Origin of the sequence: Leifsonia naganoensis, assembly GCF_013410615.1 — a bacterium.
Classification (GTDB): Bacteria; Actinomycetota; Actinomycetes; order Actinomycetales; family Microbacteriaceae; genus Leifsonia; species Leifsonia aquatica.
Genome location: NZ_JACCHJ010000001.1, coordinates 666,461 through 687,323, shown reverse-complemented (window position 1 = coordinate 687,323; position 20,863 = coordinate 666,461). Strand labels below are relative to the sequence as shown.

Annotated in this window: 21 protein-coding genes and 1 riboswitch; of the genes, 7 read left to right on the top strand and 14 right to left on the bottom strand. The window is 69.5% G+C overall.

The annotated features are described in order from the left end of the window. Position 1: 1 nt before the first annotated feature. The gene (gene ribD / locus HNR14_RS03375; RefSeq protein ID WP_179699889.1) at positions 2 to 1,039 is read right to left on the bottom strand and encodes a bifunctional diaminohydroxyphosphoribosylaminopyrimidine deaminase/5-amino-6-(5-phosphoribosylamino)uracil reductase RibD; all 1,038 of its coding nucleotides are present in this window, start codon (positions 1,037 to 1,039) and stop codon (positions 2 to 4) included. Between the two features lie 75 nt (positions 1,040 to 1,114). Continuing rightward, positions 1,115 to 1,272, bottom strand: a riboswitch (FMN riboswitch). Between the two features lie 39 nt (positions 1,273 to 1,311). After that, positions 1,312 to 2,310, bottom strand: coding sequence for a sugar-binding transcriptional regulator (locus tag HNR14_RS03370; RefSeq protein ID WP_179699888.1), 999 nt, complete (start codon positions 2,308 to 2,310; stop codon positions 1,312 to 1,314). Between the two features lie 124 nt (positions 2,311 to 2,434). On the opposite strand from HNR14_RS03370, the gene HNR14_RS03365 reads away from it, so the two are divergent. From HNR14_RS03365 to HNR14_RS03350, 4 genes are all read left to right on the top strand, one after another. Beyond that, complete coding sequence (locus tag HNR14_RS03365; protein ID WP_179699887.1) at positions 2,435 to 4,174, top strand: FAD-dependent oxidoreductase; 1,740 nt, start codon at positions 2,435 to 2,437, stop codon at positions 4,172 to 4,174. 179 nt (positions 4,175 to 4,353) lie between these two features. Continuing rightward, entirely contained in the window at positions 4,354 to 5,082 is a 729-nt protein-coding gene (locus HNR14_RS03360) for an MIP/aquaporin family protein (protein ID WP_246311665.1), read from the top strand. 77 nt (positions 5,083 to 5,159) lie between these two features. Further along, positions 5,160 to 6,680, top strand: coding sequence for a glycerol kinase GlpK (gene glpK / locus HNR14_RS03355; protein ID WP_179699885.1), 1,521 nt, complete (start codon positions 5,160 to 5,162; stop codon positions 6,678 to 6,680). Positions 6,681 to 6,818: 138 nt separating this feature from the next. Next, entirely contained in the window at positions 6,819 to 8,078 is a 1,260-nt protein-coding gene (locus HNR14_RS03350; protein WP_179699884.1) for an LCP family glycopolymer transferase, read from the top strand. 24 nt (positions 8,079 to 8,102) lie between these two features. Here HNR14_RS03350 and HNR14_RS03345 read toward each other — a convergent pair whose 3' ends face one another. From HNR14_RS03345 to HNR14_RS03325, 5 genes are read right to left on the bottom strand one after another with little or no spacing between them, the layout of a single operon-like run. Further along, the gene (locus tag HNR14_RS03345; RefSeq protein WP_179699883.1) at positions 8,103 to 8,837 is read right to left on the bottom strand and encodes an HAD-IA family hydrolase; all 735 of its coding nucleotides are present in this window, start codon (positions 8,835 to 8,837) and stop codon (positions 8,103 to 8,105) included. After that, positions 8,834 to 9,427: a GNAT family N-acetyltransferase gene (locus HNR14_RS03340; protein ID WP_179699882.1), complete on the bottom strand. Its 594-nt coding sequence runs from the start codon at positions 9,425 to 9,427 to the stop codon at positions 8,834 to 8,836. The genes HNR14_RS03345 and HNR14_RS03340 overlap by 4 nt, the downstream gene beginning before the upstream one ends. Continuing rightward, positions 9,427 to 10,437: a tryptophan--tRNA ligase gene (gene trpS / locus HNR14_RS03335; RefSeq protein WP_179699881.1), complete on the bottom strand. Its 1,011-nt coding sequence runs from the start codon at positions 10,435 to 10,437 to the stop codon at positions 9,427 to 9,429. The genes HNR14_RS03340 and trpS overlap by 1 nt, the downstream gene beginning before the upstream one ends. 33 nt (positions 10,438 to 10,470) lie before the next feature. Continuing rightward, complete coding sequence (locus tag HNR14_RS03330) at positions 10,471 to 11,307, bottom strand: exodeoxyribonuclease III (protein ID WP_021760736.1); 837 nt, start codon at positions 11,305 to 11,307, stop codon at positions 10,471 to 10,473. Positions 11,308 to 11,316: 9 nt separating this feature from the next. Next, positions 11,317 to 12,555 (bottom strand): YhjD/YihY/BrkB family envelope integrity protein, encoded by a 1,239-nt coding sequence (locus tag HNR14_RS03325; RefSeq protein WP_179699880.1) that lies wholly within the window; start codon positions 12,553 to 12,555, stop codon positions 11,317 to 11,319. 33 nt (positions 12,556 to 12,588) lie between these two features. Between HNR14_RS03325 and HNR14_RS03320 the strand changes: the two genes are divergently transcribed. Continuing rightward, positions 12,589 to 13,593, top strand: a complete 1,005-nt coding sequence (locus HNR14_RS03320; RefSeq protein WP_179699879.1) for an NAD-dependent epimerase/dehydratase family protein — start codon at positions 12,589 to 12,591, stop codon at positions 13,591 to 13,593. An 81-nt stretch (positions 13,594 to 13,674) separates the two neighbouring features. Here the strand turns inward: HNR14_RS03320 and HNR14_RS03315 are convergent, their stop codons facing one another. The 6 genes from HNR14_RS03315 to sdhC form a co-directional block, all read right to left on the bottom strand. Next, the gene (locus HNR14_RS03315; protein WP_179699878.1) at positions 13,675 to 13,992 is read right to left on the bottom strand and encodes a DUF4190 domain-containing protein; all 318 of its coding nucleotides are present in this window, start codon (positions 13,990 to 13,992) and stop codon (positions 13,675 to 13,677) included. 50 nt (positions 13,993 to 14,042) lie between these two features. Then, a complete protein-coding gene (locus HNR14_RS03310; RefSeq protein WP_179699877.1) occupies positions 14,043 to 14,426 on the bottom strand; it encodes a hypothetical protein in 384 nt (127 codons plus the stop codon). A gap of 189 nt (positions 14,427 to 14,615) precedes the next feature. Next, complete coding sequence (locus tag HNR14_RS03305; protein ID WP_021760723.1) at positions 14,616 to 15,377, bottom strand: succinate dehydrogenase iron-sulfur subunit; 762 nt, start codon at positions 15,375 to 15,377, stop codon at positions 14,616 to 14,618. Beyond that, positions 15,377 to 17,182 (bottom strand): succinate dehydrogenase flavoprotein subunit, encoded by a 1,806-nt coding sequence (gene sdhA / locus HNR14_RS03300; protein ID WP_179699876.1) that lies wholly within the window; start codon positions 17,180 to 17,182, stop codon positions 15,377 to 15,379. Before sdhA ends, HNR14_RS03305 begins: the two co-directional genes overlap by 1 nt. 15 nt (positions 17,183 to 17,197) lie before the next feature. Beyond that, entirely contained in the window at positions 17,198 to 17,641 is a 444-nt protein-coding gene (locus tag HNR14_RS03295; RefSeq protein ID WP_179699875.1) for a succinate dehydrogenase hydrophobic membrane anchor subunit, read from the bottom strand. Between the two features lies 1 nt (position 17,642). Beyond that, positions 17,643 to 18,041: a succinate dehydrogenase, cytochrome b556 subunit gene (sdhC, locus tag HNR14_RS03290; RefSeq protein ID WP_276325275.1), complete on the bottom strand. Its 399-nt coding sequence runs from the start codon at positions 18,039 to 18,041 to the stop codon at positions 17,643 to 17,645. Positions 18,042 to 18,221: 180 nt separating this feature from the next. Between sdhC and HNR14_RS03285 the strand changes: the two genes are divergently transcribed. Then, positions 18,222 to 18,446 (top strand): hypothetical protein, encoded by a 225-nt coding sequence (locus HNR14_RS03285; RefSeq protein ID WP_021760715.1) that lies wholly within the window; start codon positions 18,222 to 18,224, stop codon positions 18,444 to 18,446. Positions 18,447 to 18,464: 18 nt separating this feature from the next. On the opposite strand, the gene HNR14_RS03280 is transcribed toward HNR14_RS03285, so the two are convergent. Beyond that, entirely contained in the window at positions 18,465 to 19,589 is a 1,125-nt protein-coding gene (locus tag HNR14_RS03280; protein WP_021760713.1) for a mannose-1-phosphate guanylyltransferase, read from the bottom strand. Positions 19,590 to 19,675: 86 nt separating this feature from the next. Here HNR14_RS03280 and HNR14_RS03275 point away from each other — a divergent pair, with 86 nt between their 5' ends. Then, positions 19,676 to 20,845: a glycosyltransferase family 4 protein gene (locus HNR14_RS03275; protein WP_179699874.1), complete on the top strand. Its 1,170-nt coding sequence runs from the start codon at positions 19,676 to 19,678 to the stop codon at positions 20,843 to 20,845. The last annotated feature ends 18 nt before the right edge of the window (positions 20,846 to 20,863 follow it).

Below are 20,863 nucleotides of genomic sequence, written 5' to 3'. Positions count from 1 at the left end.
GTCAGCCTTCCTGGGCGGAGTCGGGGGAGGGGGTGGTGGCGGGCACGGCGCGCACGTAGAGGTCGCCGCCGAGCTGCTCGACGCCGAGGATGCGCAACCGCCGCTGCTCGCCGATCGTGCCGACGCCGATCTCGCCGAGCGCGAGACGGGGGCCGCCGATCAGGGTCGGCGCGAGGTAGATCGCGTACTCGTCGACGAGGCCGGCGGCGACGAAAGCGCTTGCCAGGGTGGGGCCGCCCTCGACGTAGACGCGGCGGAACCCGCGCTGGTGGAGGTCGGCGACCACGGCCTCGAGGTCGTGGGTGCCCTCGAAGACGACGGGGCGCGGGTGGCGGAACACGGCCGCGTCGTTCGGGACGGCGCGGGTGCCGACGACGACGGGCGTCGGCTGCGTGGCGAGCAGCTCGCCGGCGTCTCCGCGGGCGGTGAGGCTCGGGTCGTCGGCGAGCACGGTGCCCGTGCCGACGACGATCGCGTCAGACGCTTCGCGCTGTTCGTGCACGCGCTGCCGGGCGGCCGCGCCGGTGATCCACTTGCTCGTGCCGTCGACGGCGGCCGCGCGCCCGTCCAGGCTGCTCGCCCACTTGACGGTGATGTGCGGGCGGCCGAGCCGGGCGGCCGTCAGCCAGTCGCCCAGGAACTCCTCGATCTCGGCGGCGAGCACCCCGCCGGTCACCACGACGCCGGCCTGGCGCAGGCGCTCGGCGCCGCCGCCGGAGTGGCGGCCCGGGTCGTCGACGCCATAGACGACCTCGGCGACGCCGGCGGCGATCAGCGCCTCGGAGCACGGGCCGGTCAGCCCCCAGTGGTTGCAGGGCTCCAGCGTGACGACCGCCGTCGCTCCCTGCGCGCCGTCCTCGGGCAGCTGGGAGAGCGCATCCACCTCGGCGTGCGGGGTGCCGGCGCCGCGGTGCCAGCCTTCGGCCAGGACGCGGCCGTCGGCGGCGAGGATCACGCAGCCCACCCGCGGGTTCACGCCGGTGGCCGGGCCGTTCGCGGCCAGCTCGAGCGCGGTGCGCATCGCTGCTTCCCGGGTCATGGGATCGTCGTCCTGTCTGTCGAAGAGCGGACGTGTCCCGGGGTCGCGCGGGCGGCGGCCGTCACCGACCACCGCTTCGTGCTGCCTCCCATCCGGACTGAGCGCACGGGCCTGAGCCTGCACGCATTACCGTCGGTACCGGAATTCCACCGGTTCAGCAGGAGGCGTTCGCACGCCGCCCGCTCGCGGACTATGACCGCCGGTTCGGACTCTCACCGACCCCGGAGCACGTTGTTCTGTTGTCGAGTGTAGTCAACGCCCCCGTGGCGGGACTATTCCCGCGGCAACCCGGCGTCATCGTCGCGGGCCACGAGCGCGCGCGCCGTGCCCTCGTCGACGATGAGGTCGGTGATGAGGTCCGCCGCCAGCGCGCCGCGGAGGCTGTGCACCTTGGAGGGGCCGGAGACGATGCAGACGCGTCGCGGCACGCGCTTGATCAGGTCGATGTCGGGGCCGCTGGCGCGCTGGTTCAGCGGGATGTCGTGGTGGCTGCCGTCCTCGCGGAAGAACACGGTCGCGACGTCGCCGACGACGCCCGACTCGTCGAGCGACGCGTAGTCCTCCTGGCCCAGGTAGCCTCCCGCGTACACGTGCGACCGCACCTCGGAGAAGGGGGAGCCGAGGCCGAACAGCGCGACGTCCATCCGCTCCTGGATGTCGAGGATGCGCCGGGTGCTGCGCTCCCGCCACATCGCGACCTTGGTCTGCGGGTCGTCGAACAGGGCGGGCACGGGGAACTCCTGGATCGTGCCCGAGAACGTGTCGCCGAAGCGGCGCAGGATCTCGGAGGCGTAGAGCACGCCGGTCGTATAGGTGTTGCCGGCGCCGTTGAGCTGCACGAACTCGATGTTGTGCAGTTCCTTCGGGATGAGGTGGCGGCTGAGGGCGCTCATGGTGGAGCCCCACGCCACCCCGACGGTCTGGTTCGAGTCGATGAAGCGGTCGAGAATCCGTGCAGCGGAGATGGCGACGCGCTCGAGCCGGTCGACGTCGCTGATGGCGCTCGGCATCGGGACGATGTGCGCCGCGATGCCGTAGCGGTCGTGGATCTCCTGCTGGATCCGGGTGGCCCGCTCGTGCGGCTGGGCGATCTGGATCGTGACCAGTCCGGAGGCGCGCGCGTAGCTGAGCAGCCGCGAGACGCTGGATCGCGACGTGTGCATCTCGTGCGCGATGGCCTCCATCGTGAGGTCCTGCATGTAATAGAGGTGGCCGGCCTTGAGGGCATCGCGCACCTTGTCCGTGAGGGTGTCGGGTTCGGGGGAGGGCATCGGGGTCGTCTTCTCGGATCGGGGAGCGCTGCACGTATGTGCATCGAGCTTGATCGAAGTTGTGCAGGCAACCAAGACTATAGCTGCACGTTTCACCCGATCGACAGAAATACAGGAGTCTCCCGTGACAGCGACGTCGAGCGTCCGCAGCGAGGTCAAGCGCCTCCAGGACCGTCCCACCGCCCAGGTCCTCATCATCGGCGGTGGCATCAACGGCCTCGGCACCTTCCGCGACCTGGCGCTCCAGGGCGTCGACGTGGTGCTCGTGGAGCGCAACGACTTCGTGTCAGGCGCGTCCGCCGCCTCCAGCCACATGATCCACGGCGGCATCCGCTACCTCGAGAACGGCGAGTTCCGTCTCGTGAAGGAGTCGGTGACCGAGCGCAACGGCCTGCTCAAGATCGCGCCCCACTACGTGAAGCCGCTCCAGACGACCATCCCGATCTACTCCACCTTCTCCGGCATCCTCGCCGCGCCGCTGCGCTTCCTCACGCACAAGCAGGGCAAGCCGAAGGAGCGCGGCGCGTTCCTCATCAAGACCGGCCTCACCATCTACGACGCGTTCTCGCGCGACGGCGGCAGTGTGCCCCGTCACAAGTTCCACGGCCGCAAGAAGTCCCTCGAGACGCTCCCCGAGCTGAACCCCGGCCTGAAGTACACCGCCACTTACTTCGACGCCTCCGTGCACGACCCGGAGCGGCTCGCGCTCGACGTGCTCGCGGACGGCCTCGCCGCCGGTCCGCACGCCCGCGCCGTCAACTACGTGGAGGCCGTCGGCACCAAGGACGGCGGCGTGCTGGTGCGCGACCGCGAGTCCGGCGAGGAGTTCGCGATCTCCGCCGAGGTCGTCGTCAACGCCTCCGGCCCCTGGACCGACCTCACCAACGAGGCGCTGGGCCAGGACACGAGCTTCATGGGCGGCACCAAGGGGTCGCACATCGTCCTCGACAACGAGCGTCTGCTCGAGGCCTGCCAGGGACGCGAGATGTTCTTCGAGAACAACGACGGCCGCATCGTCCTCATCTACCCGCTCAAGGGCCGGGTCATGGTCGGCACGACCGACATCGACGCGGACCTGAACGTGCCCGCGGTCTGCACCGAGGACGAGATCGACTACTTCATCGAGCTGGTCTCGCACGTATTCCCATCGATCCCCGTCACCCGCGAGCAGATCGTCTACAGCTTCTCGGGCGTGCGGCCCCTCCCGCACCACGACGACACGGCGCCGGGATTCGTCTCCCGCGACTACCGCATCGTCCCCGGCACCCTCACGGGCCTGGGTGACACCACGGTCCTCAGCCTCGTCGGCGGCAAGTGGACGACGTTCCGCGCTCTCTCCGAGCACCTCGCGAACGAGACCCTCGCCGCGCTCAAGACCGAGCGCCGACTCTCCACCCTCGGCCTCGCGATCGGCGGCGGCGCGGGCTTCCCGACCACGGCGCAGGCCGAGCGCGACTGGATCGCCCGGTACGGCGCCGACGTCGGCGCCGAGCGCGCCGCGCAGCTCCTGCACCGCTACGGCACGAAGGCGACGTTCGTCATCGACGCGATCGCCGGCGCCGACGGGGACGACGCACCGCTCGCCGCGGCCCCCGACTACTCCCGCGCCGAGGTCGACTACCTGGTGCGCACGGAGCACGTCGCGCACCTCTCCGACGTCTTCCTGCGCCGCACCAGCCTCGCCTTCACCGGCGCGGTCAGTGGCCCGCTGGTCCACGAGATCGGCGAAATCACGGCAAACGCGCTCGGATGGTCGCCAAACCGGCGCTCCGAGGAGGAAGATGCGTTCATAGCGGAACTGGCAGCCGCCCACCGGGTGCACCTCGTGTCCGGAGACGGGAGCGAAGCCGCGGCGCTCCGATAATGCACGAACGTGCATAGCACGGTCCTTGTCCGGGTCGGCACGGCCCAATAGCGTTCAAGTGCCCACCCTGACTTGGATCACACCTCATCGCACAACAGGGTGCGGGTCAACCGAACAACTGGAAGGTCAACGTGGACAATATCGGTGTAGATTTCCTGTCTGAGTTGGTGGGCACGGCATTGCTGGTCCTCCTCGGTACCGGTGTCGTGGCGAACGTCGCACTCATCAAGAACAAGGGCTTCAACGGCGGGTTCCTGATGGTGAACATCGGCTGGGGCATCGCGGTGTTCTCGGGCGTCGTCGTCGCTTACAACTCCGGCGCCCACCTCAACCCGGCGGTGACGCTCGGCCTGGTCGCCAATAACGCCCCGGCCTTCGGCAACGCAGCGGCCCACACACTGGTGCCGGTGAACTTCGTCACCGTCATCCTGTACATCCTCGCTCAGCTGATCGGCGCGATCATCGGCGCCGTCTTCACCTGGCTGGCGTACAAGAAGCACTTCGATGAAGAGCCGGACCCGGCCAACAAGCTCGGCGTCTTCTCGACCGGACCTGCGATCCGCAGCTACGGCTGGAACCTCGTCACCGAGATCATCGGCACCTTCGTGCTGGTGTTCGTGGTGATCGCGTTCGGCCACCAGCCCGGAACCGCAGCCGGACTCGCCGCCCTCGGCGCCCTGCCCGTCGCCCTTCTCGTGATCGGCATCGGCGCGAGCCTCGGTGGTCCGACGGGGTACGCCATCAACCCGGCCCGTGACCTCGGCCCGCGCATCGCCCACGCCATCCTCCCGATCAAGGGCAAGGGCGGCAGCGACTGGTCGTACGCGTGGGTCCCGGTGGTCGGGCCGATCATCGGCGGTCTCCTCGCCGGCTGGCTCGCACTCCTGCTCCTCCCGATCCTCAAGTAGCACTCCCGGGGCCGGTCCGGGTTCCGGACCGGCCCTTACCTTCACAGCACCACCCCCAAAGAACAAAGGAGTTACCTATGGCCGACTACGTCGTCGCTATCGACCAGGGCACGACCAGCACCCGCGCCATCATCTTCGACAAGTCCGGGTCGATCGTCGCGACCGGCCAGCTCGAGCACGAGCAGATCTTCCCGAAAGCGGGCTGGGTCGAGCACAACCCCGTCGAGATCTGGAACAACACCCGTGAGGTCATCGGCCAGGCGCTCTCGAAGGCCGACCTGACCCGTCACGACATCGCCGCGGTCGGCATCACCAACCAGCGCGAGACCGCGGTGGTCTGGGACAAGAACACCGGCGAGCCCGTCTACAACGCCATCGTCTGGCAGGACACCCGCACCCAGCCCATCGTCGACCGTCTCGCCGCTGACGGCGGTGTCGAGCGCTTCAAGCCGATCGTCGGCCTCCCGCTCGCCACCTACTTCTCCGGCACGAAGATCGTCTGGATCCTGGAGAACGTCGAGGGCGCCCGCGAGCGCGCCGAGCGCGGGGACCTGCTCTTCGGCACCACCGACAGCTGGGTCCTCTGGAACCTGACCGGCGGCGTCGACGGCGGCGTGCACGCGACCGACGTCACCAACGCCTCCCGCACCCTCTTCATGGATCTCGAGACGCTGAGCTGGCGCGACGACATCCTGGAGGCGTTCAACGTCCCGAAGTCGATGCTCCCGGAGATCAAGAGCTCCTCCGAGGTCTACGGCACCGTCGAGGCGTCGAGCCTGCTGCGCGAGGTGCCCGTCGCGGGCATCCTCGGCGACCAGCAGGCCGCCACCTTCGGCCAGGCGGCGTTCGACACGGGCGAGTCCAAGAACACCTACGGCACCGGTAACTTCCTCATCTTCAACACGGGTGAGGAGATCGTCCACTCCAAGAACGGTCTGCTGACGACGCTCGGCTACAAGCTGGGCGACGAGAAGCCGCACTACGCCCTGGAGGGCTCGATCGCCGTCACCGGCTCGCTTGTGCAGTGGCTGCGCGACAACCTGGGCCTCATCTCCAGCGCACCGGAGATCGAGGAGCTGGCCAAGACGGTCGAGGACAACGGCGGCGCGTACTTCGTGCCGGCGTTCTCCGGCCTGTTCGCGCCGTACTGGCGGTCGGACGCGCGCGGCGCGCTCGTCGGCCTCACGCGGTACGTCAACAAGGGGCACATCGCCCGCGCGGCGCTGGAGGCCACGGCCTTCCAGACGCGCGAGGTGCTCGACGCGGTCAACGCCGACTCCGGTGTCGACCTCACGGAGCTGAAGGTGGACGGCGGCATGATCGCCAACAACACCCTCATGCAGTTCCAGGCCGACATCCTCGGCGTCCCCGTCATCCGCCCGGTCGTCGCCGAGACGACCGCGCTGGGTGCCGCGTACGCCGCCGGTCTCGCGGTGGGCTTCTGGGAGAACCTGGACGACCTCCGCAAGAACTGGCAGGAGGACAGCCGCTGGGAGCCGAAGATGGAGGACGCCGAGCGCGACCGCCAGCTGCGCCTCTGGAAGAAGGCCGTCACGAAGACCTTCGACTGGGTCGACGACGACGTCGAGAACGCCTGATCGCCTCTCGCACGACGAGCGCCGCCCGGTCCGCCGGGCGGCGCTTCGCGTTTCCGCCGCGCCTGCTCTCAGGATCACCTCTCGGTTTCCTCATGGCTCCGAAAGCCCGTGCGCAGGTGAGGCGGCTAGCGTCCCCGTGTGAGACATTCCTCGACCGCGGTCGCCGTCCGCCACGGACGCCTCGCCGCCCGCTCGGCGCGCGGACCGCTCGCGCGCCTGATCGCGGCGGTGGTCGCGGTCGCGGTCGTGTCGGCGGGCGCCGTCACCGCATACGCGGTCGGGGACACGCTGCACTCGCTCAAGCCGTCGATCCACCTCGTCTCCGCGTCCGGCAAGACGGTCACGCCCCCGACGGTCGGCGCCGAGAGCGGGGCCGTGAACATCCTGCTCGCGGGGACGGACACCCGCACCGACCAGGGCGGCCAGTTCTCGACCTCCGACGAGCTCGCCGGGAGTTCGGGTGCGGGCAACAACGACGTGACGATGGTCCTCCACCTCTCCGCCGACCACCAGCACGCGACGGTGATCAGCATCCCGCGCGACCTCATGGCGCCCATCCCGTCGTGCCCGACCTCGAACGGGCCGAGTTCGGCAGTCTCGAGCGGCCAGTTCAACACCACGCTCTCCGTCGGCGGCCTGTCGTGCGTCGTGCTGGCGGCGGAGCAGCTCACCGGCTTGACCATCCCCTACGCCGCGGAGATCTCCTTCGACGGCGTGATCGCCATGTCCAACGCCGTAGGGGGAGTGACGGTGTGCCTGGCGTCCGCGGTGACGGACCCGTATGTCGGCCTCGACCTGGCGGCGGGGGAGCAGACCCTGGTCGGCGCTCAGGCGCTGGCGTTCGTCCGCAGCAGGCACGGAGTCGGCGACGGCAGCGACCTCGGCCGGATCAGCAACCAGCAGCTGTTCCTGTCCGCGCTGCTGCGCAAGGCGACCAGCGCCGGCGTGCTGAGCAACCCGCTCACCCTCTACGGCCTCGCCAAGTCGGCGACCTCCAACATCCAGCTCTCCGACACCCTCGACTCGCCGACGACCCTGGTGTCGATCGCGCTGGCGTTGAAGAGCGTGCCGCTCACCGATTTCGTCTTCGTGCAGTACCCGTCGATGACCGATCCGGACGACGTCAACCGGGTCGTCCCCGAGCCGACCGGGGTCGCGGCGTTGCAGCAGGCGCTCACGTCCGACACCCCGATCCAGCTGACCGGTACGACCGGCGCCGCTACCGAGGCCGCGCCCAGCACTCCGGCAGCGACGCCCACCCCGACGGCGACGGCCCCCGCATCCACCGCGACCCCGACCGCGACTGCGACACCGGCCCCGACCACCACCTCCGTCGCGCTGCCGTCGACCGTCACCGGCCAGACCGCCGCCGAACAGACCTGCACCAAGGGCAACTGACGTCGCTCAGTGCTTGGCGGCGGATCAGGAGGCGAGGACGTCCGTGAGTTCGTCGAGGCCGCGGATGTGGAGTACTCCGAGAGCGTCAGCGTCCATCGCGTCCGTCGCCGCTGGAGCCGCGTCGCGCCGATCGAGCCACACCCCGGTCAGCCCGGCCTGCGCGGCGCCGATCGCGTCGGTGCGCAGGCGGTCGCCGACGTAGACGGCCTCAGCCGGGGACACGTCGAACACGGTGCACGCGTGGTGGAAGATCGCTGCGTCGGGCTTCGCGACGCCGACCTCCCCGGAGGCGACGAGCACCGGGATGCGTCGATCCAGCCCGACGGACTCGACCTTGCGCCGCTGGAAGGCGAGGTCGCCGTTGGTGATGAGGCCGAAACGCACTCCCGGGATCGCCGCCTTCAGGGCATCGAGGCAGGGGAGGGCGTCGTCGTGGAGGGACCAGGCGGCGACGTAGTGCTCGAAGTAGGAGGCGAACCAGGCGCTCGCCTCGTCGGGTGAGAGGGTCACGCCGTGGCGGGCGGCGAAGTCGCGGGCGCGCGACTGCCGCTGGCCCTCGAAGTCCAGCCGGCCGGCGAGGTACTCGTGGTAGTGCTCCTCTTCGAGGTCGTGCCAGAGAGCCCCGAGCTCCGCCTCCTCGAGCATCCCGTAGGGCTCGCCGAGGGACGCGGTGTAGCGCCGGATCCCGAGCTGCACCGCCGCCCGATGGGCGAAGAGCGTGTCGTCGAGGTCGAAGAGCACCACGGACGGCCGGCTCACGCCACGGTCTCCGCGGGCCAGCCGTCGTTCGGGACGCGTGGATCGGTGGCGAGCAGACCGGCCTGCCAGTCGTCGCGGCGCCGGCCGCGGTGAACGGCGCCCAGCCGGCTCACGCCCTCGAACGTGAAGCCGGCGCGGCGCGCGACGGCGGCGCTCGCGACGTTGCCCGCGAAGGCGTGCCAGACGATGCGCTGCAGGCCCAGACCGTCGGGCGCCGGGGCGAAGCCGTAATCCAGCGCGAGTGCGGTGGCCTCCGACATCAGACCGAGTCCGCGTGCTTCGGGGGCCAGCCAGAAGCCGATCTCGGCGGCGGAGTCCTCGATGCCGTGCAGCCCCATCATCCCGACCAAGTCGCTCCTGACGCGGATGCCCCACGTGTGGATGCGCCCGCTGGCCCATCCATCCGCGACGAACCCGTTCACGAACCCGACCGCGTCGTCCCGCGTGTACGGCGCGGGGACGGTCGTCCACTCGGCGATGGCAGGATCGACGCACAGCTCGGCGATGCGGTCGACATCCGCATCCGTGGGCACGGAGAGCACCACCCGCTCGCCCGTGAGCACCACGGGCGAGGCGGATGGCGTCGCCATCAGCGGACCCGCCGCAGGAAGCCGACCTTGTCGTACACCTTGGCGAGCGTCGCCTCGGCGATCTCGTCGGCGCGGGCGGCGTTGTGGGCGAGGATGCGATCGAGCTCCGCCGGGTCGGCGAGCAGCTCGAGCGCGCGCTCGCGCACCGGGCCGAGCGCACCGACGACGACCTCCACGAGCCCCTTCTTGAAGTCGCCGTACCCCTTGCCCTCGTACTCCAGCTCGATCGACTGGATCGACCGGCCGCTGAGGGCGCCGTAGATGCTGAGCAGGTTCGAGATGCCGGGCTTGCCCTCGCGGTCGAACGACACGACGCCGTCGGTGTCGGTCACGGCACGCATGATCTTCTTGCGCGTCGCGTCCGGCTCGTCCAGCAGCCAGACGATGCCCGAGCCGGAGTCGGCGGACTTCGACATCTTCGACGATGGGTTTTGCAGGTCGTAGATGCGGGCGCTCTCCTTGAGGGTGAGCGTCTGCGGCACGACGAAGGTCTCGCCGAACCGGCTGTTGAACCGCTCGGCGAGGTCGCGCGTCAGCTCGACGTGCTGACGCTGGTCGTCGCCGACCGGCACCACCTCGGCGTCGTAGAGCAGGATGTCTGCAGCCATCAGCACCGGGTAGGTGAAGAGGCCCACCGAGGTCGCGTCCGCACCCTGCTTGGCCGACTTGTCCTTGAACTGCGTCATGCGTGCCGCCTCGCCGTAGCCGGTGATGGTGGCGAGCACCCACTGCAGCTGGGCGTGGGCGGCGACGTGCGACTGCACGTAGAGGGTGGAGGCCGAGGGGTCGATACCGGCGGCGATGTACTGCGCCGCGGTGCGGCGGGTCTTCTCGCGGAGCTCGGCAGGGTCTTGCGCGACGGTGATCGCGTGCATGTCGACGACGGAGAAGAACGCGTCGTGGGTGCTCTGCAGGTCTTTCCACTGCAGGAGCGCGCCGATGTAGTTGCCGAGGTGCAGCGAGTCGGCCGAGGGCTGCATGCCCGAGTAGAGGCGGGGGAGAGAGGTCATGTCCGTGCTTTCGAATCGATGGATGCGGATGCTTCAGATGGCGTAGTCGACGACCACAGGGGTGTGGTCCGACCATCGCTCGTCATAGGCGGCCGCACGGTCCACCGCGTAATCCTTCACCCGCGCCGCGAGGGCGGGGCTGGCCAGCTGGTAGTCGATCCGCCAGCCGGTGTCGTTGTCGAACGCCTGTCCGCGCCACGACCACCACGTGTAGGGGCCGTCGACGTCGCCCGCGTGCTTGCGGCCCACGTCGACCCAGCCGAGGCCGGCGCCGTCGTTGTAGCCGGGCTCGCCCTCCGCGCCGACGAAGCGGTCGAAGTACGCGCGCTCCTCGGGGAGGAACCCGGCGCGCTTGACGTTGCCCTTCCAGTTCTTGATGTCGAGGGTGCGGTGGCCCACGTTGAGGTCGCCCATCACGACGGCGAGCTCGTTGTGCTTCTGCAGCTCGGGCAGGCGCTTCTCCATCGCGTCGAGGAACTTGTACTTCTCGACCTGCTTCTCGGTGCCGGCCTCGCCCGAATGGACGTACGCGCTCACGACCGTGACCACGGTGCCGTTCACCTCGTAGTCGGCCTCGAGCCAGCGGCCGGCGCTGTCGAACTCCGACGGTCCGAGCTCCACCCGGTGGATCGCGGCACGGTGCCGGCTGGCGATGGCGACGCCGGCGCGCCCCTTCGCCGTCGCGGGGTCGTGCACGATGTCCCAGTCGGGGCCGAGGAGCTGTTCGAGGTCCTCGGTGGAGGCGCGCACCTCCTGGATGGCGAGGATGTCGACGTCGCGCCCGTCGAGCCAGCCGCCCATGCCCTTGCGGAACGCGGCGCGCACGCCGTTGGTGTTGATCGTCGCGATTCGCAGCGGTTTCGTGGGCATGGATCAAGCCTACCGGTGGCCGCCGACGCTCCCCAGATCGAGCAGATCGTTGAGGCGGTGCTCCGCCTTCTCGACTTTGCGCTGGGCCGACAGCTGGCCGAACCAGTGCGCCTCGGCGAGCTCGGTGCGGGCGTCCGCGAGCTCCGCCCGCGCCACCACGACGCGCGCCTCGTGCTCGGCGGCGGCGCGTTCGGCGGCGGCCTGCTCGGGTGTCACCATCCGCGGCGAGAGTCCCCGGTCGAGCATCCCGACCGCGATCCACGAGGCCGAGAGCAGGATGACGCGCGAGACGAGGTTGAACCACACCAGCAGACCGATGAACACGGCGAAGGTGGCGAGCAGCGGGTTCTTCGTCGCCCCGCCGAGCAGCACGCCGCCGAGCACGCTCAGGCCGGCGAGGACCGCTGCGCCGAGAAGAACGCCGAAGAAGAGGTTGCGCCACGGGATGGCGACCCTCGCCATGACGCGGAACATCGCCCCGAGCGTGACGATGTTGAGGGCGACGGACACCACGAGACTGGAGATCCGGGTGATGACACTGGTCACGGCGGAGTCGGAGGGCAGGCCGACCAGATCGAGGAAGAACGTCAGGGCCTGCGTGCTGACGATCGTCAGGGTCGCCGAGAAGATGAACACCAGGCCGAATCCGAGGGCGAGGAACAGGTCCCGGATCTTCTGCAGGACGTAGTTGGTGGTGTCCCTGCTCAGGCCGAACACCGCGCGGACGGCCTGGCGGGTGTAGTACAGCCAGCCGATGGCCGTCCAGAGGAGGCCGATCGCGGCGATGGCGCCGGCCCAGCCGAACGAGGTCGCCTGCTCGAGCTGCGTGGTGTCGATCACGCCCTGCGAGGTCGGGGTGGAGATGAGGCCGGGCACCGCACGGTTGATCAGCTCCACCAGCGCCTTGTAGATCTCGGGATTGCCGGTCAGCCACAGGCCCGCCACCGAGAAGCCGAGCCACACGGCGGCGAAGACGGCGAACAGCGACTGGAAGCCCATCCCGGCCGCCCGCAGGTTGCCGTCCGAGTGGGAGTAATTGATGTACACCCGGTACGGCCGGAGCGCCTGCACCCACTTGGCGACGTGGGAGACCCGCGCGACCGGCTTCTCCAGCCGCTCCCTGATCGGCTCCGCGGCGTCGCGGAACCGGTCCTTCAGGGTCTCCTCGGGCTCGACCGTCCCCTCGGCGCGCTGCAGAGCGGGGTCGGGGCTCACCGCCTCCGGTGCTGGTCGGGTCTTCTTGGCCACCGGTTCAGGATATCGACCGCATAGGCTGGCGGGATGCCTTCTGCGATCATCCTCGGCGGCACGGGGCTCCTGGGCCGGGCGACGGCCCTCCGGCTGGCCGCCTCCGGGTGGGACGTCTCGGTCACCGGCCGCGATCCCGAGCGGATGCCGGCGGCGCTCGCCGCGGCCGGCGTCCGGCACCTGCGTTCCGATCGCCGAGACCCGGCCGCTCTGGCCGAGACGCTCCGGGAAGGGGCCGAGCTGCTGGTCGACGCGCTCTGCTTCACCGCGGACGACGGGCGACTGCTGCTCCCGCACCTGGACAGCGTCGGAACGACTGTGATGTTCTCCAGCAAGGCGGTCTACGTCGATGCGGACGGACGCCACATCAACTCGGACGAGCGCCCGCGGTTCGGCGGTCCGGTGCGGGAGGACACCGACACGCTCGAACCCGCCTGGGACGGCCGCTACCAGAGCAGGGAGGGCTACGGCCGCAACAAGGTCGCTGCAGAGCGCGTGCTTCTGGAGAGCGGCCATCCCGTCACCGTATTGCGCGCGTCGAAGGTGCACGGTGCGGGGGCGGCACTCCCCCGGGAGTGGCACTTCGTGCGGCGGGTGCTGGACGGCCGGGCCGTCGTCCTGCTCGCCCATGGCGGCCGGGGCTACGACCACCCGACGGCAGCGGTGAACGCCGCTGCTCTCGTCGAGACGGTCGCAGACCATCCCGGTGCCCGCATCCTGAACGCGGCGGATCCGGATGTGCCGACCGGGCGCGACATCGCGCGCATCGTGGCCGAGACGCTCGGGCACCAGTGGGACGAGGTGCTGGTGGAGGGTGACGAGCAGGGCCGGCACCCGTGGGATGTCGTCCCCGGAATCGAACTCGATCTGTCGGCCGCCACCGCGCTCGGCTACCGCCCCGTCGGCGCCTACGCGGACACCGTGCGTCCGGCGATCGAGTGGGCGGCGTCGTTCGGTCGAACGCCACCGTGGGCGACGGAGGTCGACGAGGGCGACTTCGACTACGCCGGTGAGGACGCGTTCCTGCTGCGCCGTTGATCGCACCGCCTCGGGCCGGCGGAACGACAGAGCCCCGGCCGTCCGCGCGAGGGCGCGGCGACCGGGGCTCCGTGCGTCGGCTCAGTACGAGTAGCTCGAGTAGCCCGAGGACGCGGCGATCACGCCGCCGACGATCGCGAAGATCACGGCGAGGACGATGAATGCGATGTAGACGTAGCCGATGATCAGGCCGGCGAGGGCCAGGCCGCGGCCGCTCTCGCCGGTGCGCTTGATCTGGCTGAGGGCGATGTGGCCGCAGATCACGCCGGCGAGCGGGAAGACGAACCCGCCGACGAGGGCGATGATCGCGAGGACGTTGGTGCCGCTCTTCTGCGTCGGGTACGGGGTGTAGCCGGCCGGGGGAGCGGGCGGGTAGGCATTCGGGGTCTGGTCGGTCATGGTGAGGTGGCTCCGATTCGGGATGCGGGGTCGGTGGTGTTGGTGAGGTGTTACTTCTGCGAGATGCTGTCGGCCAGGATGCCCGCGGGGTGCAGGGCGGCCGCGATGGCGTTGGCGGTCTCTTGGAACGCCGTGTCGGTCTTGGCGGCGCCGATCGCGCCGCCCTTCAGTGCGCCTCCGGCCATGTTGCGGTTGAGGCGGGCCACCAGCCGGCCCTGCTGGTCGACCATGAAGTCGACGAGGAAGGTCAGCTGGAAGTTCTTGCCGGCGAAGGCGCCGAGCCAGAAGGTCGAGGCGGCGCTGCCACGCTTGGCGAGCAGGCCACCGGTCGGGGTGGACGTGACGACGAAGCCCTCGGAGGCGAGGGCGGAGACGACGAGCTGCTTGGCAGCCTCGTGGTCGCCGAGCAGGAAGAAGTCGTGTGCGGACGCCATGGCGATTCCTTGTGTGTGAGTCGGGAAGTGCGGGCTCCAGGGCGGGCCCGGCATGTCACTCTACCGGGGGACATGGCTTCCCCGCATCCCGCTGGCCCAGTGAATTCTTTGGCCGTGCACCGCGGGGACAAGTTAAGTAGAAAGCGCCCCTCCGCCAGTGGCGGAGGGGCGCTTCTTACGAAGTCCGGACTACGGCTTGCCGCGCATGATGGCCTGCTTGACCTCGGCGATCGCCTGCGTCACCTGGATGCCACGGGGGCAGGCGTCGGTGCAGTTGAAGGTCGTGCGGCAGCGCCAGACGCCCTCCTTGTCGTTGAGGATGTCGAGGCGCACCTGCGCGTTGTCGTCGCGGGAGTCGAAGATGAACCGGTGCGCGTTCACGATGGCCGCCGGCCCGAAGTACTGCCCGTCGGTCCAGAACACGGGGCACGACGACGTGCACGCGGCGCAGAGGATGCACTTGGTGGTGTCGTCGAAGCGCGCGCGGTCGGCGACGGACTGGACGCGCTCCTTGCCCTTCTCCGGCTTGCTGTTCGCGACGAGGAACGGCTGCACCTCGCGGTAGCTCGCGAAGAACGGCTCCATGTCGACGATGAGGTCCTTCTCCAGCGGCAGGCCCTTGATCGCCTCGACGTAGATCGGCTTGGAGATGTCCAGGTCCTTGATCAGCGTCTTGCAGGCGAGGCGGTTGCGGCCGTTGATGCGCATCGCGTCGGAGCCGCAGATGCCGTGCGCGCAGGAGCGGCGGAAGGTCAGCGACCCGTCCTGCTCCCACTTGATCTTGTGCAGCGCGTCCAGGATGCGGTCCGTCGGGAACATCTCGACGTCGAAGTCCTGCCAGCGCGGCTCCGTGTCCACGTCCGGGTCGAAGCGACGGATGATCAGCGTCACCGTGAACGACTGGACGGGGGCTTCGGGAGCAGGGGGAGTCTCCAGTACGGCGGTCGACATCAGTACTTCCTCTCCATGGGCTCGTAACGCGTCACGACGACCGGCTTCCAGTCGAGGGTGATGTGGTCCGCCGCGTCGGCGGAGTGGGGGTCACCGGTCAGGTAGGCCATCGTGTGCTGCATGTAGTTCTCGTCGTCGCGCTTCGGGTAGTCGTCGCGCATGTGTCCGCCGCGCGATTCCTTGCGGTTGCGGGCCGAGTAGACGACGACCTCGGCGAGGTCGAGCAGGAAGCCGAGTTCGACGGCTTCGAGCAGGTCGGTGTTGAACCGCTTGCCCTTGTCCTGCACGACGACGTTCTTGTAGCGCTCGCGGAGGCGGTGGATGGTCCCCGTGACCTGCTCGAGCGACTCGTCGGTGCGGAACACCTGGGCGTTCTTGTCCATCTCGTCCTGCAGCTCCTTGCGGATCGCGGCGATCCGCTCGGTGCCGGTGCCGGTGCGCAGGTCGTCGATGAGTCCGCGGACGAACGCGGCCGGGTCCTCCGGGAGGGGGACGGCGGTCGCGGTCTTGACGTACTCGACGGCGTTGTTGCCGGCGCGCTTGCCGAAGACGTTGATGTCGAGGAGCGAGTTGGTGCCCAGACGGTTCGAGCCGTGGACCGAGACGCAGGCGCACTCGCCCGCGGCGTAGAGGCCGGGGACGACCGTGGTGTTGTCGCGCAGCACCTCGGCGTTGTTGTTGGTCGGGATGCCGCCCATCGCGTAGTGCGCGGTCGGCATGACCGGCACGGGCTCGACGACGGGATCGACGCCGAGGTAGGTGCGGGCGAACTCGGTGATGTCCGGCAGCTTGGTCTCGAGGACCTCGGCGCCGAGGTGCGTGCAGTCGAGCAGCACGTAGTCCTTGTGCGGGCCGGCGCCGCGGCCCTCCGCGACCTCCTGGACCATGCAGCGCGCGACGATGTCACGCGGGGCGAGGTCCTTGATGGTCGGGGCGTAGCGCTCCATGAACCGCTCGCCGCTGGCGTTGCGGAGGATCGCGCCCTCGCCGCGCGCGCCCTCGGTGAGGAGGATGCCGAGGCCGGCCAGGCCGGTCGGGTGGAACTGGAAGAACTCCATGTCCTCCAGCGGGAGCTTCTTGCGCCAGATGATCCCGACGCCGTCGCCCGTGAGGGTGTGCGCGTTGGAGGTCGTCTTGAAGATCTTGCCGAAGCCGCCGGTGGCGAAGATGATCGCCTTCGAGTGGAAGACGTGCAGCTCGCCGGTCGCCAGCTCATAGGCGACGACGCCCGCGGGCTGGTCGACGCCGTCGACCTCGTTCATGATCACGTCGAGCACGTAGAACTCGTTGAAGAAGTTGATGCCGAGCTTCACGCAGTTCTGGAACAGCGTCTGCAGGATCATGTGGCCGGTGCGGTCGGCCGCGTAGCAGGCGCGGCGGACCGGGGCCTTGCCGTGGTCGCGGGTGTGACCGCCGAAGCGGCGCTGGTCGATCTTGCCCTCGGGCGTGCGGTTGAACGGCAGGCCCATGTTCTCGAGGTCGATGACCGCGTCGATCGCCTCTTTGGCGAGGATCTCGGCGGCGTCCTGGTCGACGAGGTAGTCGCCGCCCTTGACGGTGTCGAAGGTGTGCCACTCCCAGCTGTCCTCCTCCACGTTGGCGAGCGCCGCGGCCATGCCGCCCTGCGCCGCGCCGGTGTGGGAGCGGGTGGGGTAGAGCTTCGAGATCACGGCCGTCCTGGCGTGCGGTCCGGCCTCGATGGCCGCACGCATCCCGGCGCCGCCGGCGCCGACGATGACGATGTCGAACTCGTGGTAGTGGACGCCGTCGATGACGGTCGATTCAGAGGATTCAGTCGTAGTCACAGGTGCGGTTTTCCGTTACTTGACCGGGCAGAAGGACGGCAGCTGGTCGGCCGCGGCGCCCACCGGGCAGGGGTCGAAGGTGAAGATCACGAGGGTGCCGAGCACGACCATCACGACCACCGCGGCGAGGATCGCCCAACGGAGGATGCGGTTCACCATCTTGTTGTGCGCGTAGTCGTTGACGAGGGTGCGCATGCCGTTGCCGCCGTGGATCATGGCGAGCCAGAGCATGAGGAGGTCCCAGATCTGCCAGAACGGGGTCGCGTACTTGCCGGCGACGAAGGCGAAGTCGATCTGCTTGACGCCGTCGCCGAGCACGATGTTCACCAGGAGGTGGCCGAAGATCAGGACGATCAGCACGAGGCCGGAGAGCCGCATGTAGATCCAGCCCCACTTCTCCCAGTTGACGCCCTTGCGTGCCGGGCGCGCAGGGGAGCGGGGCGCTTCGATGGTCGTCATGTCAGTGCCCCTCCGCGAAGATGTGCACGAGCTGCACGGGGATGAATCCGGCCATCAGGATCACCCAGAGGGCGATGACGATCCAGAACATGGCGCGCTGGTACTTGACGCCCTTGCTCCAGAAGTCGATCAGGATGATCCGGATGCCGTTGAAGGCGTGGAACACGATGGCCGCCACGAGGGCGATCTCGCCGAGCCCCATGATGGGGTTCTTGTACGTCCCGATCACCGCGTTGTACGCCTCCGGGCTGACCCGGATGAGCGAGGTGTCGAGGATGTGCACGAGCAGGAAGAAGAAGATGGCTACGCCGGTGATGCGGTGAAGCACCCACGACCACATACCCTCGCGGCCGCGGTACAGCGTGCCGCCCGGCCGGTTCTTCGTCGGCTGCAGAGTCACTGCCGCTTGGTCTGGCACGAACAACCCTCCCTGGTTGCATGTCGCTTCATGAGGCGCGCTGAGCGCGTTGCCCAGTCTATGCCGCGGGTCATCCGGGCGCTGCTTAGGGTGACCTCAGTTATCTCGACGTCGAGATAAACATCCCTTGCGTCGACGGCGCGGAGGCGTACGTTCCGACGCATGACCCAAGACGAACCCGTCATGAACGGAAGCAACGATGCCGGAACCGGTGCCAAGGTCGCCGGCATCGTCGAACAGATGCGCGCAGACATGCAGCGGCTGCCGCGCGAAGACAGCGAGAAGGTCCTGCGTCAGCGCCTCGACGACGCCGGCATCCAGCTCGACGACGCCGAGATCTCCCGGATCGCCGCCGATGTGCAGAGCGGACCCTCGGTCGTCGACTGAGGCTCCGCCCCTTCTGCGCTAGAGGACGTCGGTCGAGCCGGTGACCTTCAGCGCGTCCACGACGGCCTTCACGCGCTGCGCGTTCTCGCTCGTCGTCACCAGGAGGGCGTCCGGGGTGTCCACGACGACGATGTCCTTCACGCCGATCAGGCTGATCACCCGGTTGCTCTGGCTCACGACGATGCCGCTGGACGAGTCGGAGAGCACGCGGGCGTTCTCGCCGAGGATCGCCAGGTCGGACTTGCGGCCGCCGGAGTTCAGCTTGGCCAGCGACGCGAAGTCTCCGACGTCGTCCCAGTCGAAGTAGCCGGGCACGACGGCGAGGCGTCCGGCTGCCGCAGCGGGTTCGGCGACGGTGTAGTCGATGGCGATCTTCTCGAGGCCGGGCCAGATGCGGTCGACGGCCGGCCCGCGCGTCGCCGGGTCGTCCCACGCGGCGGCGAGCTCGAGCAGCCCGGCGTGGAGGTCGGGCTTGTTGCGACCGATCTCCTCGAGGAGGAGGTCGGCGCGGGAGATGAACATGCCCGCGTTCCAGAGATAGGAGCCATCCGCGACGTACGCCTCCGCGGTGGCGAGGTCGGGCTTCTCGACGAAGGAGTCGACGAGGCGGGCGGTCGGTGCACCCGCGATCTCGGCGGTCTCGCCCGCGGTGTGGATGTAGCCGAAGCCCACCGCGGGTTCCGTCGGCTGGATGCCGATGGTGGTGATGTAGCCGGCGGCGGCGGCGTGCACGGCCTCCCGCACCGCGTGGCGGAAGCGGGCCTGATCGCGGATGACGTGGTCGGCGGCGAACGAGCCGATGATGACGCCCGGCTCGCGACGCTCGAGGATCGCGGCGGCCAGACCGATCGCCGCGGTGGAGTCGCGTCCCTCGCTCTCGAGCACGACGTTCGGGTCGGCGAGGTCGGGGAGCTGGGCCTCGACCGCGGCGCGGTGCGCACGGCCGGTGACGACCATGATCCGCTGGTCGCCGGAGAGCGGTGTCAGGCGGTCCCAGGTGTCGCGTAGCAGTGTCTGCCCCGATCCCGTCAGATCGTGCAGGAACTTGGGCGCGTCTGCGCGCGACAACGGCCATAGCCGGGATCCGACGCCACCGGCGGGGATCACGCTGTAGAAGTGGTCGAGCGGGGTGCTGCGGCTCATGCTGGACAGGATACCGATCGGCGCTGGACATGCACCGTTCATCGCGGGGCAACGGCCGGGCAACCCCGGCTGCTTAGCGTGGCGGCATGCGGGTTGCGGTGGTCAGCGAGAGCTTCCTCCCCACGGTCAACGGGGTCACGAACAGCGTGCTGCGCGTGCTGGACCATCTGGCGGAGGCCGGGCACGAGGCGATCGTGATCTGCCCGGAGGCGGGGGCGCCGGCGGAGTACGCCGGCTTCCGCATCCACCAGGTCCCGTCCATCGCCTACCGGCAGTTCCCGGTCGGGCTGCCGAGCCCGCAGGTGCAGCGCATCCTCGCCCGTTTCGCCCCGGACGTGCTCCACGCCGCCTCTCCCTTCTTCCTGGGTGCGCAGGCCATCGCCGCGGCGAACCGGCTGGGCGTGCCGTCGGTCGCCATCTACCAGACCGACGTCGCCGGCTTCGCCCGCCGCAACGGGCTCGGGCTCACCTCCGCCATCGCCTGGAAGTATGTGCGCTGGGTGCACGAGGGCGCCGATCTCACGCTCGCCCCCTCCGCCGCCTCCGAGTACGACCTCCGCGACGCCGGCGTCTCCCGGATCGGCCGCTGGGGCCGTGGCGTCGACCTCGAGCGCTATCACCCCAACAAGCGGCGCACGAAGGCGGCGGTCGCGCTCCGCGACCGGCTCTCGCCCGACGGCGAGGTCGTCGTCGGGTACGTGGGTCGCATCGCGCCGGAGAAGCAAGTGGAGCGGCTGCGGGCGTTGCGCGGCCTGCCCGGCGTCTCGGTCGCCATCGTCGGCGACGGTCCCGCGCGCGACGCCGTCGAGCGCGAGCTGCGCGGAGTGCCTGTCACCTGGCTGGGGCGGCTGGGCGGGGACGACCTCGCCGCGGCGTACGCTTCCTTCGACCTCTTCGTCCACACCGGGTCGGAGGAGACCTTCGGCCAGACCGTGCAGGAGGCGCATGCCTCGGGCCTGCCCGTCGTCGCTCCGCGCGCCGGCGGCCCGGTCGACCTCGTCGAGCACGGTGTCGACGGGCTGCTCTTCCCGCCGTCCGACGAGCGGGCGCTGCGTGCCGCCGTCGCGATGATCGTCAGCGACACGGGGCTCCGGCTCCGGATGGGCGAGGCCGGGAGGCGGGCCGTCCTCGGCCGCGGCTGGGACGTCCTCTGCGGAGAGCTCGTCGGGCACTACGAGCGCGTGATCCTGAACGCATGCGCAGAGGCGGAGGAGAGCGGCGTCCAGCCGGTCGGCAGGCAGCGCGCGTACAGTTAGGTGGCCGCTCAGGCGGCC